Genomic DNA, 15,118 nt, shown 5'->3' on the forward strand with positions numbered 1-15,118 from the left:
ATGACCGATATTGATCTGCTGGTGGAAGTGAATCGGGCGGCCGGCGGGGCGCCGGCGGCGGCCTCGGAGCGCGAAGCACGTGAACGACCGGAGGGACGTGAAGGCGGTCCCGGCCGTGAGAGCCGTGGTGGGGCGTCGCAGACGCCTGCGGCGGTGAGCGCCGATGTGCAGCCAGCATGGCTGCAGCGCGCCGGTCCACAGGGCGGTGACGCGATTCACTTGCGGGGGCTGGGCAAGTCCTTCGGTGAACGCCAGGTGCTGGCCGGCATTGATCTGGACATCCGACCCGGTGAATTTGTGGCGGTGATCGGCCGCAGCGGCTGTGGCAAGAGCACCTTGCTGCGTCTGCTGGCCGGGCTGGACCAGCCCACGGCGGGGGAGCTCGACGCCGGGCCGAAGAAGGACGTGCGTTTCATGTTCCAGGATGCGCGGCTGCTGCCCTGGGCCCGGGTGCAGGACAACGTGGCGCTTGGGCTTGCAGGCCCGGAGGGGCGCGAACGTGCGGCAGCGGCGCTGGCCCAGGTGGGGCTGGGTGAACGCGGCCCGGAGTGGCCGGCGCGCCTGTCTGGCGGACAGCGTCAGCGGGTGGCCCTGGCCCGGGCGCTGGTGCATACACCGCGACTGCTGCTGCTGGACGAGCCTCTGGGCGCACTGGATGCGCTGACCCGCATCGAGATGCAGCGGCTGATCGAGCGACTGTGGCTGCGTCAGGGCTTTACGGCGGTGCTGGTGACCCATGATGTGGCCGAAGCCGTTGCGCTGGCGGACCGGGTATTGCTGATCGAGCATGGCCATTTGGCGCTGGACCTGCGGATTGATCTGCCGCGGCCCCGCGTCCGCGATGCCGCCTTTGCCGCCCTGGAGCAACGTTTGCTCGACCGGGTGCTGCAGGTACCCGATGCGGCCGATGTGACACCGCCCTTCGGATCCGCATCGATCCCCTCCGCGATTGCGGCGCCACAACTGCGCTGGGCGGTCTGAACCCCAGGGGCGGGCGCGCCCCTGGCGCAGGGCGGCTGCGGCCGGTCAGGCAACTCAGGCAACTCAGGCGAATCAGGCGAATCAGGCCATATGGCCAACATCGTCGGCATGCGCCAGGTCCGTGTCGAAGGCCAGACGCGGCCCGGGCGTTTCCACCGGACGGCATGAGCGCCGCCGTGCATCGCGCTCCACCAGCAAGGGCTGAGGCCGCGCGGGCTGGGCCCGCCGCACCTGAAAAATCTCCGCCAGGTTCGCGTCGGGCCGCAGCAATGGTCGCAAGCAGGCCGCAGGGCCGGTCAGCAGCGGTGTGACGCCGGGGCCATGGCCCGACACCGTGGAGTCACCATGCACGATCACCCCGATGGTGACGCGGCTCTCCCGATAGATCGGCCCGCGCCGCACATCCGCGCCCACGATGGCCACCATGTCGCCAAAGCGCAGGCTGGTGAGCTTCCAGCGCTCCCGGCTGGGCCGGTCGGCCAACTGGATGTCGTAGTCGCCGCGCCACGCGGTGTTCTTGCCCAGGCCCGACCCCATCAACCGGGCCGGCACCAGATGGGTCACCGGCACATGCAGCCGGCCCTCCTGTTCCAGCAGGCCCCAACGCCCCAGCAGCGCCGGGTCGCAGTTCATCACTTCGATCCTGGGATGGCGCAACAGGCGCAGGCCCAGGCCGTGCGACCGGATGCCGATGCGATCCCCAATGGCCAGCCGGGCCAGCACGGGTGTGGGGAAGTCCACCATCACATGGTTGACGCCGCCATGCTTGCCGGTGACCAGGCCGCGCTGCCCCCGGCACCGGCCGTTCAGCACCTCGGCGACATTGCCCACGCAGGCATAGGTGATCAGCGCGGTGTTGGGCCCATCACGCGGGCCGATGATTTCGCGGCTGTTGTTGTGCAGGGAGACACCGGGCTCGATGTGGTCCCCGGCCAGGCCCACGCACAGGTCGCCGATGCGGCGGTTCAGCACGATGCCGCCGGTGCCGGGCAGCACACGCGGCACGCCATCATGACCGATGCGGTAGGGCGCGGCTCCCGCCACCGGATGGGCGATCTGCCCCTGCACCGACACGATCACCAGCTCCTGGCTGTTGATGCGGGGGCCGGGCCGGTCCGCGCCGGGGCGCTGCGCGGGGGGCAGGGGGGCTTGGGTGTCACTCCACATCATCGGTCTCCAGGCTGGGCCCATCACAACTCATACCACCACAGCCGGGCATGCTGCCAGGGGTCGGGCGGGTCGCAATCCATCCCGGTCAGCACGGAGACGTCGGCCACGTCGGTGCCGGCAGCCGGGACGTTGGCGGCCACGGCAGCGCCGGAATTCGCGGGTTCCATGTCCAGGCAGACATGCACCGCCGCCAGCGCGGGCAGCCGTTGAGCCAGCGGTGCCAGGCCGGCACGGGCCAGCGCCTCGCGCAGGAACTGTCGTTCGGCGCTGAACAGGGACTCCGGGAAGACGGCCCCGGCGCCTGTATCCGTCACCTCAAGGCCCAACTGCCGGGCCAATGCCACCATCGCCGGTTCTCCATCCTGCGTGGCGCTGCACAGGATCAGCGCGCCCTCCAGCACGGCGGACAGGCTCAGCGCATCCAGCGCCGCCCGATGCAGGTCCAGTCCGCGCCAGGGGGCCTCCATGCCCAGCCCATGCTGCTCCGCGCGCTGCTCCAAGGCAGCCTGCAGCAGTTCGAACTGATCGAACAGGCTCAGGTCCTCCATATCGCGCAACTGGGATTCCGCAATCCGGTCGCCCACCCAGCGCAGCACCCAGGCACTTTCGTCCGTTCGCTCGCGCAGTTGAATCCAGCGGCTCAGGGCTTCGGCGCTGATGGCGCCAGCGCTGTGCGCCGCCCGAGGCGCTTGCGCCAGCGGTGCCCCCGCCGGCCTGGGCGAGCGCCCCATCAACAGCTCGCTGTTGTCCAGCGCCTGCCAGAAGCTGCGGGTGAGCCAGGGCTCGAAAACGGCCACCAGCCGCAGGGCCAGGGTGGGGCCCTGCGCATGGGTGAGCAGCAGCGAAGGTTCCAGCACGCAGGGCAGCCGCCGTTGGTCAACATGCACCGACACATCCGCGCGCCGCATGGGTCACCTCTCTTGTTGCGGTCCATCGGGCCAGGCGCCAGATCTTGCGTTTCAGGCGGCTTGCGGTACCCCCAGCACGCTTTGCAGGGCCGGCGTCACACCGGGGAAGCTGCGGCCCTCCGGTGTCATGCGGTAGGCCGCAATCCAGGCCTCCGCATGGGCACCCATCGGCCGCACCACGTTCTGGAACAGGATGGGGTCCACGGCCGTCTTGAAGTCGTTGTCCGCCACGAACTGCAGCACGCGGCGTCCGCTTTCCGCCATCTTGGCCCGTTGGGAGGGCTCCGCCACACCGCCCAGGTAGCGGTTGGAGACGATCTCCACCACGTCCCACTTGGTGTTGGCATCAAAGGCCTTCTTGATGTCGGGGGCGTCCAGCAGCTTCAGCACCTGGATCAGGTAGTGACCCGTCTCCATCGCCAACGCAAAGATGTTGCCGTAGGTGGAGCGGTCCAGGGCATACCGCAGGTCCAGGCCGATGCGCTGGATGGTGCCCACGCTGCCGAACGGACGCTGGTCGATGAGCTGGCCGCCGCGGATGACCTCACCGATCAGCAGGTCACGGAAGTACTGGCCCACCGCCACCATGAAGCCGACCACCTGGCGGTGGAAGTTGCGGTTCACCACCGCACCGGCCGGCGGCTGCGCGGTGCCGTAGTTGAAGGCGCGGCGGTAGGCAATCATCCGGTCGTTGCGGGTGTAGCGCAGCGGCTTCCACTTCTCCAGCAGGTACAGCCCGCGCGCACCCGGGCCGCGCTGGATGCGCATCTTGCCCAGGCGGAACAGCCGCAGCAACGTCTCCACCACTTCGAAGATCTTCATCCGTTCATGCTGATAGATGAAGTACAGCTCGGCGGCCGCATGCAGTTGACTGGGCACCACCGCATCGTCGAAGTCCGGCGTGACGTAGGGGTAGGCAATCTTGTCGAAACCGACGTTGCCCTGCGGGCCCATGCCCAGCAGGTCGAAGAACCCGCTGTCACTGTCGCCAGCGGATTTGCCCAGCAGCTCACCGAAGCGCTGCTCGAACTGGGTGGAGAGCGCGCCGCGCTCCTCAGGTGGCAGGCCGGCCACCTGCTCCTGCAGGAAGGTTTCCCACAGCCGCTGAATGGTTTCGGTAGTCTGGAAGCTCATCTTGCACTCCTGATGTGGCCGGTTGGGGGCGTTGCCTTCGATGGCGTTGCGTGAGGGGGGGGCGTGGACGGGGTCGGGGCGGACGGCGGCTAACGGCGACCGCTGCGGGGCGCTTTCGCTGCGGCCTTGGCTGCCGGCCTTGACGCCGACTTTGACGCAGACTTCGGCGCCGACCTTGGTGCCGCTGTTGTGGCCAAGGTCCTGTCAGTGCGGCGCGCGGCTTTGGCCTGGGCCGGAGGGGCGAGTACCTCTGGCAGGGCCTGCGCCACCGTGCTGGTGTCCTCCCCATCCGCCCAGGCATGGGTGATGTCCTGTTCCAGGGCCATCAGCTCCCCCAGCCGCTCGCGGCGCGCGGAAGGAGTGATGCCGAACGCATCACCGGCGAGCAGATCCGAGAGCGCCAGAAAGCGCTTCTGCCAGTCTTCGCCCAGGGCTTCGAGCTGTTCCCAGGCCCCCTGGGTGTCGGGGTCCTCGCGCCATTCCATCAAGGACTTGTTCACCTCGTCCGCGCTCAGGTCGGTGTCGAGCAGCGGGTCACGCAGGTCATCCAGCGCCCGCAGCACGGCCATGGCGCGTTCATCCGGGATGCCTGGTTCCGTGGGGGCGCCCGGTTCCTCATCGTCGTCATCCATGTCCAGGTTGTCGATGGCGTGGACGCAGTCCCTGAGCGCCACCACCAACGGACCCTGCTCGGACAAGGCGGTGTGAATGTCCACCGCGCTTTGCCCCACGCTCACCGGCACATGGCCGCGCTGGTCCGCCAGCAGGGTCTTCACCGCGTCGGTCAGGTCGCGGATCTGGGTGGCCAGCGTGGGAGCGTCCTCGTCGCCCACCAGGCGTTCGGCCAGGGTCTGGAAGGTGCCGGTGGCGGCGTCCCGGTCCATCGACGCTTCGCGGATCAGGGTGCGCCGCGGCGTGGTGAGGACGCGGTCCCGCCACAGGTCGAAGCTGGTGGGCTGCAAGGGGGTCAACCGGATGCTGGGCATGGCGGTGCTCCTGGAAGGTATCGGTCAATGGAAGGGCCGGGTCTTGGGGCGCGGGGAGGGGCCTGGCGATGGGGGTCAGGGCTTGAGGGCAATTACCTCCAGCGATTCCTCGTAATGCGGCGGAATGCGCAGTGGCGTCGGCGAGCTGTCGAACGGAATTTCCGCACCGGGGACACCGGCCGTGGCGGCGGACAGGAAGCCGATGGCCCGATCGACCACCAGGCTGAGACAACCGCTGTCCTCGCTGGGTGTGCCCGGATTGTTGAAGATCCGCTCCACCGCCACATAGCCGGTGGTCATCTGGCTGACCACGGAGCGCCATTCCTGGTCGGTCTGCTTGATGAGGGCCAGCTCCTCCTTCAGGATGCGGCCGAAGCTGTAGCCCGAGCCGGAACCGGCCGTCCAATCCTCGTCGCCATGCACCCAGTGGTTGAAGCGGTCCTGCGTGTTGCCGCCTTCCCACCAGGCGCCTTGCAGATAGATGCCGGACGGGCGCGGACGCAGCAGCCCGCGCAGGTTGTCCAGCAGGTCGGTGATGGGCTGCTGCTTGCCGACATTGCGGGGCACGTATTCGCCGAGGTAGGGCGGCCGCGGAATGGAGGGCGACACGGGCGTGGGCCGCCAGGGCCAGTTCTGCACGGCACCGGTCGCCAGCGAGCCCAGGCCCGGCATGGGGTAGGACACGGCTCCGGGGGGCGGCACGGCCAGGGGCTCCGGCAGCACCGCATCCAGCAGCAGGCTGTAGGCGGCGGCACGGGCCTCGGGGACACCGAAGTCCTCGGTGTCGTTGCCCACGCAGTAGTAGTCGATGGCGCGGTCCAGCGAGAAGAGGATGCTGTCCAGCACCGTCTGGGTGAGCACCCGGTGTTCGTCGCAGGCGCACTGGGTGAGGTTGTCCAGCAGACGGGCCAGGGCGCCGCGCAGGTTCACCATCTCCATGAGCCGCAGTTCGGCCTTGCTGATGGTGGCGGACCCATACAGCCCGTAGTTCAGTACGGTCGGCCGCGCCACGCGCAGCAGGCGGAAGCCACCGGCCTGCGCAAAGCCGCCGAGGAACAGCATCATCGCTTCATGCAGGGCGGCCAGCTCGGGTGAACTGCGGGCCACCGGCTGCAGGGTGATCTGCACAAACCGGTAGAGGCGGTTGATCGGCGCCCAGGCGGAGGCGCCGATGGACCGCAGCCCATAAGGCGTGCCGCCACTGGCCAGTTGCACCAGTTGGTCCAGGGTGCGGCTCATTTCCGATTCGCTCATCAGCGAGCGCAGGTCCCCCTGGCCATTGGCCTCGAACTGCTGACTCAGCGTGCGATAGGCGCGGATGCCCCGTGGCCATTGGCCGGGCTGCGTGGACATGCCGCCCGACCCATCCACCAGCCGCAGCGCATTGAGCACCGCATCCCGACGGGCCTGCAGCTCGGCATACGATACCTGCAGCAGGAAACGACCGCCGGAGAAACCGATGTTGGCCATGGATTCGCCCATCAGCACCAGCAGTACCGCGCTGACTTCATCCAGGCTCAGCGCCAGGGAGCGGAAGTCCCGGTTGAGCTCCGGCTCCAGCGCACCGATCAGGCGGGACAGGCGTGCGTATTCGCCCAACTGCCGCCGCATGGCAAAGGCGGTGTCCCGCCGCTGCGGGTCCAGCCCCAACCGGGCGCAGGCCACGCCTTCCTCAATGGAACGCTGAATGATGGACTGCCAGCCTTCCAGCTCCGGGCGGATGTCCTTGCTGTAGGTGGAGCGCAGCAGCTGGGTCAGGTCGGCTTCCACATCGCTGCGGGCCTGATCCAGGTCGATGTCGCTGGCGGTCTGCGTCTGCACGCCGGCGGGCCGCACGATGGGTGTCTGCAGGAAGGGCAGGCCGCGTGATTCACCGTCGATGGCCTGGGCCCGAGGGCTGGCCTGGTAGCGGTCGGCCAGGGCGCGGGCGATCTGCACCGGGTCACTGGGGTCCCCCACCTTCAGCTCGCGCCGCAGCAGGTTGTCGATGGCGTGGCTGCTGGCCTTGGGATCGGAGGATGACGTCAGGGATGTGGGCATGGTTCACCTCGGTGTCGGGATCGTGGGTGGCCGTCAGGCGGCAAGAACGCGGGGATGGGAAGCGGTGGCGGGCGAGGCCAACACGGCACTGGTGTTCTCTCGTCCGATGTCAATCAGTTCGCGGGTGACTCGCTGGGCCAGTTCGGTGGGGACCACCCGGCCGCCCTCCAGGGCATAGTGGGCGGCACTGACCAGGTGACGCGGTGGCAGTCCGGTCGAGCGGCCTTCACGCAGCGAGGCGGCACCGTCGCGGATGGCTTCTTCGTCCTCGCGTCGGAAGGGAATCACATCCACCAGGGCGCGTTGGGCCAGGTTGCGCCGCGTCTGGAAGGCAATCTCGTCCACCACCTCCGGCACCAGGCGCGGCACGCTGCGCACCAGCGCCGGTGGAATGCGGTTCGGACCACCGCTGTTGTAGAGCGTCTGCCAGACACGCAGCAGCCGCGTGGCATCCCGGGCAAAGCCCAGGCGGCGCATCATTTCGGCGAGCAGGTAGACCCGCAGGTAGGCCGTGGGATGGGCCCCCCCGGGGCGGTAGGTCATGGTGCGCGGCGCCGGATGGGCCAGGAAGTCCGCCATGCCCCATGCCGCCGCCGGGCCGCCCAGCAGAATGGCAGCCAGGTCCGCAAAGATCTCCTTGTGCCAGCGGCCGTAGACCGTCGCGAGGAAGGGGTCCCGCAACTGCCCGATCACCCGACGCACCACCGCCTGGCGGTTCTCCTGCCAGATGCCCAGGTCGGCCTGCAGGTTGTGCGCCACTTCATGCAGGAAGACGCTCTGCCAGGGCTGATCCCGGTCCCAGGGAATGCGGATCAGCGGGAACGGATTGGCCTCGCCCAGCAGCCGCGACAGCGCCACACCACGGCGCATGGTGGCCGGCGAATAGCCGTGCTCCATGTAGCACAGCGGCTTGAGCAGGGGCCCATCGAAGATGCGGGGGGCGGCCTCGCGGACGGCGACATAACAGTCCTGCGCGATGGTGTCGTGGGCACTGAGGGCGGGCCCGAAGCTGGTGCCGCGCTGGGCAAAGACTTCATAGAACATGCCGAACAGCCGCCGGGCCCGGTCCAGCTCACGCTCCACCAACGCCATGTCGATCAGCGTGCGCTGCACCGGTTGTTGGCGCCACTGCTGGCGGAGCTGGGAGAAACGCGTGCGGATGCGCTGCTCCACCCGGTTCAGCCGCTGGTTGGCCACCCGGAAATGCTCCGGCGACGGCGCATAGGGCTGGTCCTGCGGACGCAGGCCGACAAACGCGTTGTCGATGCGCGCCAGGCGGCTCATGCGGGCAGCCAGGCCAGCCATCTTGGTCTGCAGGAAGCGGCGGGTGTCCATGGTGGCGTCCGTGGCGCGGGTGGGGAGGGCGTTGGCTTCGCGCGTCAGCGTGTGGTGTCAGCGGCCGATGGAGATCGTCACCGGGCCCCGCAGGATGCGGATGCGGCGGCCCCGGCAGGCCGCACACACATGGCGCATGCTGCCGGGACGTCCGGCGGTGACGGCGGTGGAGATCGGCGCACCCACGGCCACCGCACGGCGCACCACCGGCGTGACGGTGCGGGCGACCACCCGGGCCGCCTGGCCGCGTGGCGTGGCGCGCCGGGCGGCCGGCACCAGCGGACGTGCCAGGCGGCGCACCGCCTGGGGACGACGGGCCACCGTCTGGGTGGCACGGCGGACCACACGCACCGCCTGGCGGGCCGGCAGATGGCGGCCCTGCACCACGCGGCGGGTGGCACGCACGGTACGGGCGACTGCACGAGCGGCCTGTGGGCCCTGGCGGCGCACGGCGGTGCGTACCGCAGTGCTGACGGCCCGCACGGCGGCACGGCGCACCGGGCGGGCGGCCCGTGCCACGCCGGGCAGGGCGCGACGGATCACCATGCCGGCCAGCACCGGAGCGGCGGCGTCGATGCCATCTTCATCCAGGCCATCCACCAGTTCGTCAAAGGCCTCGAATTCATCGGCCCCATCGGCCAGCAGGCGGCCCGCAATGTTGGCAATGCGGCCAATGGCCTGCGCCTGCGGAATCGGAATCATGCTGGCAATCGGGCCCACCACGCGGGCCACCTGGCCCACACCGCGGCCCACTCGACCGGCCACATTCACAGCCCCCCGGGCGAGCCGGGCAATGCGGCGGAAGAACTCGTCACCGTCGCCGGCATCCAGGGCGTCGGCCACAGCTTCTTCCATGGCGTCGCCATCGTCGAAGCTGGCAGTGGGGCTGTCATAAGCGTCGCCCTCGTATTCATCGAAGCCGTCGTCTTCGTCGAATTCATCGGAGGCTTCGAAACCATCCTCTTCATCGAATTCATCGAAGCCATCTCCGCCACCACCACCGCCGCCCAGCAGACGACCGGCGATGCCGCCGATGCCCCCGAGCAGGCGGCCGATGAACTCGTCGTCGCCTTCGTCACCGCCGTCGGCATCGAAGCCGTCGTCGTCGTAACTGTCGTCGTCGTAGCCGTCCATCGCACTGCGTGCAGGGCCTTCGGCGGCATCTGCCATCAGGTCTTCCATCAGGTCGGTTTCAAAGCGGTCCATGGTGAGGCTCCAGGAGAAGTTGGAAACAGAGGTAGGGCGGGCGAGAGCTTGCGACGCCTCACCGGGGCGAGATGGTCACGGTGACCGGGCCATCGATCTTGAAGCTGCGGCGGCCCAGCACGGCCTGGCTGCGGCGGCCGCGCCCAGTTCACGCGGGCGTGCCACCGGCGACGGCGGCCGCACGCTGGCCGGCCGGCTGTGGGTGGCGGGCGGCAGGGCCCGGGGCTGTGCCGCGACGCGCCGGGCGGTGCGCGGCAGCGCCTGGCGCACCCGCTGGGTGGCCTGCTGTGGGGTCGGCGAGGTGCGGGCGGCCGTGCGTCCAGCGGCATGCGTGAGACGGGGCAGTTGACGGATGGCGCGTGGGTCGCGGCTGCGCATCAGCTCTCGCGCTGCGGAGGCCACGCCACGGACCAGCGCCCGGCGCCCGGACTGGCCCAGGTGAGACAGATTGCGGAAGCCCAGCCCGCGGGCGGCGGCACGTGCGGCCATGGCCACCATGCCGGGCAGCGCTTCATCCACGCCGTCTTCATACAGCTCGGCCATGGCATCGAAGTCATCGAATTCGTCACCGCCCCCGCCGATCAGCTGGCTGAGCTGTGCAAGCAGGGCCTGACCGCTGCCTGCCGCCTGGCCAAGACCTTGGACGGTCTGCCCGAAACCGGCCGCCGCACGGCCCACGCCCCCGGCAAGGCCACTGGCGCGCCGTCCGAACTGGGCCGCGCTGCGGGCCCCCGGCTCACGGTGTCAAGGCCGGACGCCAGGCCCGGGGCTCCGAGCAGGCGGGCCAGCCGGGCGGCTGCGCTGGCTGCCGGCGAGATGCGGCTGGCGACGCGCCCGGCCTGCCCGGCGATCTGGCCGACGCGGCGGGCGCCTCGGGCCACAGTGCCGGCGGTGCGTGCGATGCCTTGCACGCCACCGGCGCGCCGCATCAGCATGCCGCCCACCCGGCCCAGGCCGCCCAGCAGGCGCCCGATGAACTCGTCCTCGTCGGCGGCATCCAGGCCATCGGCGACTTCTTCTTCGAAGGCGCTCCAGAGGTCCATGTCGCCGCCGTCGCCATCGGCGTAGTCGCCATAGTCCCCGGCCTCTGCGGCGTCGGCATAGGCATCGCCACTGTCGTAACCATCGGCGCCATCGCTGCCATCGCCATAAGCGAAGGCGTGGGCGCCGCCTTGCGGGGCACCGTCGCCCATGGCGTCCATGCCGTCATCCTCGAAACCGTCGGAGGCTTCGAATCCGTCGCCGAGGTTCCCGTCCTCGAAACCGTCGCCGTGCAACATGGCGTCACCACTGTCGGTGGCCAGGTCACCTTCAAGCGCCAGGTCCTCGGCGCTGTCGAAGGGGTTGAGCATCTTGAACCTCCTGCGGAATGCAATCGCGGCGAAAGCCGCATGGAAGGCACTCTAGGCAGCAGGTCGATGGGTCTCAATCCGCGACTTGGCGGGCGCCCGAAGCAGGGCGTGTTGACGCGGTGGCCGATTGGCGGGAGGGGGAATGTGGGAGGTGGGATGTGGGAGGTGGGATGTGGGAGCGGGAATGTGGGCGTTCGTTGAGGGCCAGCCGTGTACACGTCCGCAAATGAGGGTAGTCACGTGCGGGGGACTGTGCGGGGGACTGTTACACGGCATACCCCCAATCTGAAGATGTACGTTAGCGAGGGTAGGGAATCACAATCGCGCCCCTGATCCCTTCGGGTTGGAGCATCTGCTCATGATGGAACTCGATCTCCCCCCAGCGGCCACGGGTGACCGCTGCAGCACCCTGGAACTGCATGGGCGCCGCTACACGGTGCTGTGCGTCGATGGACTGACGCCTCGCCAGCAGAGCCGCCCCGGCCAGGCCCGACCGCGCCATGTCTATCACGGCGCCGAACTGGTCCATTTTCAGTTGGGCGACCATCGATATGTGCTGGTGCCGGAGGACAGTGCGGGGGACGCTCCCGCATCGTCGGCCGCGATGCCAGACGGCGACGCTGCGGGCGAACGCACCGGTGATCTGCGGCGCCTGCTGACGCATCGCGAACTTCAGATTGTTCAGCTGATCTGCCTTGGGCTGCTCACCAAGCAGGTGGCAGACCGATTGCACCTGAGCGAGTTCACGGTGCGTTCTTATCTCAAGACCATTTATTGCAAGCTGGGTGTGCGTTCGCGCGGTGCGATGGTGTTTGCATATGCCAGCGCTTTTGGGGTGGCGCCGCCTGCGGGATTGGTGGAGGGCGCATGACACCAGCGCAGCATCAATGTGGACCGCGTCGCCCGCGCACCTCCAGCACGAAGTACGCCGCTGCCGCCACGACCAGCGGTGCGAGGTAATACAGCGCGCGATAGGCGATCAAGGCGGCCAGCACGGTGGAGGCGCCCAGCGTGGGGCCGAGCAGGGCGACGAACACGCCCTCCAGCACACCCAGACCCGCAGGCACATGGGCCACCACGCCGGCCACGGCCGCCACCAGCAGCACGGCCAAGGTGGTGCCGTAGGGCACGGCCTGTTGCAGCAGCACATGGACGATCAGTCCGATGGTCAGCCAATTGATGGCCGACACCAGCAACTGCAGGCCCGCCAGACGAATGGAAGGCAACACGATCTCATGGCCGCGCAGCCGGTATTCGCGGCGACGCGCCAGCGCACAGAGGGCGAGGTACGCAGCCGCCAGCAGCCACATCACACCGCCCAGGGCCCGCAGGGCGGCAGCGCTGAGGGGCCAGTCCGGCGGTGGGGAGAGAAATCCCCCAGGAACAGGCCGCCCGCCAAGACGCCATACCCCAGCCAGTTGGTGCTCAGGCTCAGGGCCAGCACCTGGGTCGGCACCGGCTGGCGCAGGCCTTCCCTGGCATACAGACGAAGCCGGATGGCAAAGGCGCCCACCAATGAGCCAAGGTTGAGATTGAAGGCGTAGCTGATGAAGGTGATCAGCATCACGCGCCGACGTGGCACGGCATGGCCTGTCCAGTGCTTGCCGATGAGGTCGTAGGTGCTGTAGGTGAGGTGGCTGAATGCGCACAGGACACCGGCCATCAGCAGCGTGGCCGGGGGCACCTGGCGAAGCGCCTGCCCGACGGCCGGCCAGTCCACCTGCCGGGCCGCCCACACCAACAGCCCCAGCACCACCAGGCCAAAGCCCAGGCCCAGCCACCGGCCCCAGGCCCGGCGGTGGGCCGGGGTCAATCGGCGGATTCCCGGCGCAGCCGCTGGATGCCTCGCTGCCATTGCCACGCCTCGGCTGCGGGATGTTCGGTGGCGCTGACCACCACCGGTGTATCGGCCGCTGGCAGGATGGCCTGTTGCCCGGCGGGCAGCCGCGCGAGCCAGCGCGGGAAATGCCGCATCACATGGAAGACCAGCGCGCCCACACCCAGGCGCCACCACCAGCGATTGGCAGCGGTTTGCGACAGCTCCAGCTTGACGCAGGCGTCGCGCATCAGCGGCGTGAGCTTGTTGCGCAGAGCGGTGTTGAAGTCGGCGTCCTGGATGATGAGGTTGGCCTCCAGGTTCAGCGACAGGCTGAGGGGATCGAGATTGCTGCTGCCCACCGTCGCCCAGACGTCGTCCACCAGGGCCACCTTGCCGTGCATCGGACGTTCGCAATATTCATGGATGTGAACGCCGCTGCGCATCAGCAGGTCATACACCATATGGGCGGCCCAGCGGGCGGCGGGAATGTCGGGCTGGCCTTGCAGGATCAGATGCACCGCCACCCCGCGTTGTGCGGCCCGCTGCATGCTCTTGAGCAGGCGATAACCGGGGAAGAAATACGCGTTGGCGATGATCACCTCGTGCTGGGCGGCGTGCAGGGCCAGGCGGTACATGCGCTCGATGTCATCGCGGTGGCGGTGGTTGTCCCGGGTGACCACCATGCTCTTGGCGGTGCCTGCGACCGGCGGCACCGGAAAGGCGTTGTCCGCGGCATCGGTGCCGCTGCGGTGGGGCCACCAGCGGCGCTTGGGCAGCACGGGGGCCATCAGCTTGCGGGTGGCTCGCCGCAACTGGGCCACGATCGGGCCGTGGATGCGAACGGCATAGTCCTGCTTGGCTTCCGGTCCGAAGTCCAGCAGGTGGTCGGCGGAGAAATTGATGCCTCCGATGAAGCCGGTGGAGCCGTCCACCACCACGATCTTGCGATGCAGGCGTCGGAAGGGCTTGAGGCGGCGAGAGAGTTTGGGGGGTGGGTCGAAGACATGCAGACGGACGCCTGCATCGGTGAGGCTGCCCACGAAATCCTGGGAGAGGGTGGGGGAGCCGAAGCCGTCCACGGTCATGTGGACTTCCACGCCGCGTCGGGCGGCGGCCACCAGCACATCGCGCAGCGCGAGGCCGACCTTGTCCTCGAAGAGGATGAAGGTTTCGATGAGCACTTCGCGCTGGGCGGCCTCGACGGCCGAGAACACCGCAGGGAAGTACGCTTCGCCGTTTTCCAGCAGTTCAAGCCGGTTGCCGACGGTCCACTCGGGCCTTCTGAATCTCATAGGCAAATCTCCGCAGCGAGGGGGGCGTGGTCTGAGAGATGGGACCAGGGGTGGCGCGGCAACACGATGGGGTGCTGCACGGCGGCGCCCCGCACGTAGATGCGATCCAGCGGCAGCAGCGGCCAACGCGAGGGGAAGGTACGGGCGGCGGCGCCATAGGCTTTCACGAAGACTTCCGCGAGGCCGGCGCAGCGGCTGAGCATCTTGTGGGCGCGTTGCCGCCAGTCATTGAAATCGCCGGCCACGACCACGGCTTCGTCCATGGGCAGGCTGTTGATGAGCTGGCACAGCCGTTCCACTTGCCGGTGTCGATGGGATTCGCGCAGGCCCAGGTGAACGCAGATGGCGTGAAGCGGCCGGCCGTCCTGCAGCCGCAGCACGCTATGCAGCAGGCCTCGCGGCTCCGGCCCTTCCACCGAGACATCGTGGTTGACGTGATGGGTGATCGCGAACTTGGACAGCAACGCGTTCCCGTGATGGCCCTGGGGATAAACGGCGTTGCGCCCGTAGGCGAAATCCGACCACAGGCTGTCGGCCAGAAATTCGTAATGGGGAGTCTGGGGCCAGGTGGGCACCCGCGCGGCATGCAGCTCGTGCTCCCCGAGAACTTCCTGAAGAAAGACCACGTCGGCCGACACAGACCGAACGGCCTCACGCAACTCGTGAAGAATGAAGCGGCGGTTGAAAAAACCGAAGCCCTTATGGAGATTGACCGTGAGGACCGTGAATTTCATGGCCTGCACCATGGCAAACCATATGCCCGAGCTGATTGGTCCCAAGAGGGCTCACGGGCAGCATGTGGCGCAGCAGTCCGTGGGTGTTGTTGCTGGAGCAGCCTTCGAGCTTCGGTAACCTAGCCGATGCAGAAAAGGAGCGGGCACGACAGGCAGCCGCA

15 protein-coding genes are annotated in these 15,118 nt (G+C 68.6%); 2 read left to right on the forward strand and 13 right to left on the reverse strand.

What is annotated here, in order from left to right; genetic code table 11:
- On the forward strand, nucleotides 1-981 hold the full coding sequence (locus tag OU995_RS15185) for an ATP-binding cassette domain-containing protein (RefSeq protein ID WP_267830867.1): 981 nt from the start codon (nucleotides 1-3) through the stop codon (nucleotides 979-981).
- An 81-nt stretch (nucleotides 982-1,062) separates the two neighbouring features.
- On the opposite strand, the gene OU995_RS15190 is transcribed toward OU995_RS15185, so the two are convergent.
- From OU995_RS15190 to OU995_RS15230, 9 genes are all read right to left on the reverse strand, one after another.
- Nucleotides 1,063-2,151 carry a DUF4438 domain-containing protein gene (locus OU995_RS15190; protein WP_267830868.1) on the reverse strand — a complete coding sequence of 363 codons (1,089 nt, stop codon included), beginning with the start codon at nucleotides 2,149-2,151 and terminating at the stop codon, nucleotides 1,063-1,065.
- 20 nt (nucleotides 2,152-2,171) lie between these two features.
- Complete coding sequence (locus OU995_RS15195; protein ID WP_267830869.1) at nucleotides 2,172-3,059, reverse strand: hypothetical protein; 888 nt, start codon at nucleotides 3,057-3,059, stop codon at nucleotides 2,172-2,174.
- A 51-nt stretch (nucleotides 3,060-3,110) separates the two neighbouring features.
- Nucleotides 3,111-4,193 carry a hypothetical protein gene (locus OU995_RS15200; RefSeq protein ID WP_267830870.1) on the reverse strand — a complete coding sequence of 361 codons (1,083 nt, stop codon included), beginning with the start codon at nucleotides 4,191-4,193 and terminating at the stop codon, nucleotides 3,111-3,113.
- An 89-nt stretch (nucleotides 4,194-4,282) separates the two neighbouring features.
- A complete protein-coding gene (locus tag OU995_RS15205) occupies nucleotides 4,283-5,179 on the reverse strand; it encodes a hypothetical protein (protein WP_267830871.1) in 897 nt (298 codons plus the stop codon).
- A 75-nt stretch (nucleotides 5,180-5,254) separates the two neighbouring features.
- A complete protein-coding gene (locus tag OU995_RS15210; RefSeq protein WP_267830872.1) occupies nucleotides 5,255-7,219 on the reverse strand; it encodes a hypothetical protein in 1,965 nt (654 codons plus the stop codon).
- 33 nt (nucleotides 7,220-7,252) lie between these two features.
- Nucleotides 7,253-8,554, reverse strand: coding sequence for a hypothetical protein (locus OU995_RS15215; RefSeq protein ID WP_267830873.1), 1,302 nt, complete (start codon nucleotides 8,552-8,554; stop codon nucleotides 7,253-7,255).
- A 57-nt stretch (nucleotides 8,555-8,611) separates the two neighbouring features.
- On the reverse strand, nucleotides 8,612-9,760 hold the full coding sequence (locus tag OU995_RS15220) for a hypothetical protein (protein WP_267830874.1): 1,149 nt from the start codon (nucleotides 9,758-9,760) through the stop codon (nucleotides 8,612-8,614).
- Nucleotides 9,761-9,835: 75 nt separating this feature from the next.
- Complete coding sequence (locus tag OU995_RS15225) at nucleotides 9,836-10,438, reverse strand: hypothetical protein (protein WP_267830875.1); 603 nt, start codon at nucleotides 10,436-10,438, stop codon at nucleotides 9,836-9,838.
- Nucleotides 10,342-11,112 carry a hypothetical protein gene (locus tag OU995_RS15230; RefSeq protein ID WP_267830876.1) on the reverse strand — a complete coding sequence of 257 codons (771 nt, stop codon included), beginning with the start codon at nucleotides 11,110-11,112 and terminating at the stop codon, nucleotides 10,342-10,344. The genes OU995_RS15225 and OU995_RS15230 overlap by 97 nt, the downstream gene beginning before the upstream one ends.
- Nucleotides 11,113-11,470: 358 nt before the next feature.
- On the opposite strand from OU995_RS15230, the gene OU995_RS15235 reads away from it, so the two are divergent.
- The gene (locus tag OU995_RS15235; RefSeq protein WP_267830877.1) at nucleotides 11,471-11,983 is read left to right on the forward strand and encodes a response regulator transcription factor; all 513 of its coding nucleotides are present in this window, start codon (nucleotides 11,471-11,473) and stop codon (nucleotides 11,981-11,983) included.
- Between the two features lie 13 nt (nucleotides 11,984-11,996).
- Here OU995_RS15235 and OU995_RS15240 read toward each other — a convergent pair whose 3' ends face one another.
- Genes OU995_RS15240 through OU995_RS15255 form a run of 4 tightly spaced genes read right to left on the reverse strand, consistent with a single transcriptional unit; the run spans nucleotide 11,997 to nucleotide 14,957 of the window.
- Nucleotides 11,997-12,422, reverse strand: a complete 426-nt coding sequence (locus tag OU995_RS15240; protein WP_267830878.1) for a hypothetical protein — start codon at nucleotides 12,420-12,422, stop codon at nucleotides 11,997-11,999.
- A complete protein-coding gene (locus OU995_RS15245) occupies nucleotides 12,422-12,925 on the reverse strand; it encodes a lysylphosphatidylglycerol synthase transmembrane domain-containing protein (protein ID WP_267830879.1) in 504 nt (167 codons plus the stop codon). Before OU995_RS15245 ends, OU995_RS15240 begins: the two co-directional genes overlap by 1 nt.
- Nucleotides 12,922-14,223, reverse strand: a complete 1,302-nt coding sequence (clsB, locus tag OU995_RS15250) for a cardiolipin synthase ClsB (RefSeq protein WP_267830880.1) — start codon at nucleotides 14,221-14,223, stop codon at nucleotides 12,922-12,924. The genes OU995_RS15245 and clsB overlap by 4 nt, the downstream gene beginning before the upstream one ends.
- Entirely contained in the window at nucleotides 14,220-14,957 is a 738-nt protein-coding gene (locus OU995_RS15255) for an endonuclease/exonuclease/phosphatase family protein (protein WP_324288556.1), read from the reverse strand. Before OU995_RS15255 ends, clsB begins: the two co-directional genes overlap by 4 nt.
- Nucleotides 14,958-15,118: the final 161 nt, after the last annotated feature.

It is taken from the genome of Roseateles sp. SL47 (assembly GCF_026625885.1).
Lineage (GTDB): Bacteria > Pseudomonadota > Gammaproteobacteria > Burkholderiales > Burkholderiaceae_C > Roseateles.

Excerpts from the sequence above, each read along its gene's own strand:
- OU995_RS15190 (WP_267830868.1), bottom strand. The coding sequence starts at position 2,151 with ATGATGTGGAGTGACACCCAAGCCCCCCTGCCCCCCGCGCAGCGCCCC.
- OU995_RS15220 (WP_267830874.1), bottom strand. The coding sequence starts at position 9,760 with ATGGACCGCTTTGAAACCGACCTGATGGAAGACCTGATGGCAGATGCC.
- OU995_RS15210 (WP_267830872.1), bottom strand. The coding sequence starts at position 7,219 with ATGCCCACATCCCTGACGTCATCCTCCGATCCCAAGGCCAGCAGCCAC.
- OU995_RS15215 (WP_267830873.1), bottom strand. The coding sequence starts at position 8,554 with ATGGACACCCGCCGCTTCCTGCAGACCAAGATGGCTGGCCTGGCTGCC.
- clsB (WP_267830880.1), bottom strand. The coding sequence starts at position 14,223 with ATGAGATTCAGAAGGCCCGAGTGGACCGTCGGCAACCGGCTTGAACTG.
- OU995_RS15185 (WP_267830867.1), top strand. The coding sequence starts at position 1 with ATGACCGATATTGATCTGCTGGTGGAAGTGAATCGGGCGGCCGGCGGG.
- OU995_RS15240 (WP_267830878.1), bottom strand. The coding sequence starts at position 12,422 with ATGTGGCTGCTGGCGGCTGCGTACCTCGCCCTCTGTGCGCTGGCGCGT.
- OU995_RS15205 (WP_267830871.1), bottom strand. The coding sequence starts at position 5,179 with ATGCCCAGCATCCGGTTGACCCCCTTGCAGCCCACCAGCTTCGACCTG.
- OU995_RS15230 (WP_267830876.1), bottom strand. The coding sequence starts at position 11,112 with ATGCTCAACCCCTTCGACAGCGCCGAGGACCTGGCGCTTGAAGGTGAC.
- OU995_RS15200 (WP_267830870.1), bottom strand. The coding sequence starts at position 4,193 with ATGAGCTTCCAGACTACCGAAACCATTCAGCGGCTGTGGGAAACCTTC.
- OU995_RS15255 (WP_324288556.1), bottom strand. The coding sequence starts at position 14,957 with ATGAAATTCACGGTCCTCACGGTCAATCTCCATAAGGGCTTCGGTTTT.
- OU995_RS15195 (WP_267830869.1), bottom strand. The coding sequence starts at position 3,059 with ATGCGGCGCGCGGATGTGTCGGTGCATGTTGACCAACGGCGGCTGCCC.
- OU995_RS15235 (WP_267830877.1), top strand. The coding sequence starts at position 11,471 with ATGATGGAACTCGATCTCCCCCCAGCGGCCACGGGTGACCGCTGCAGC.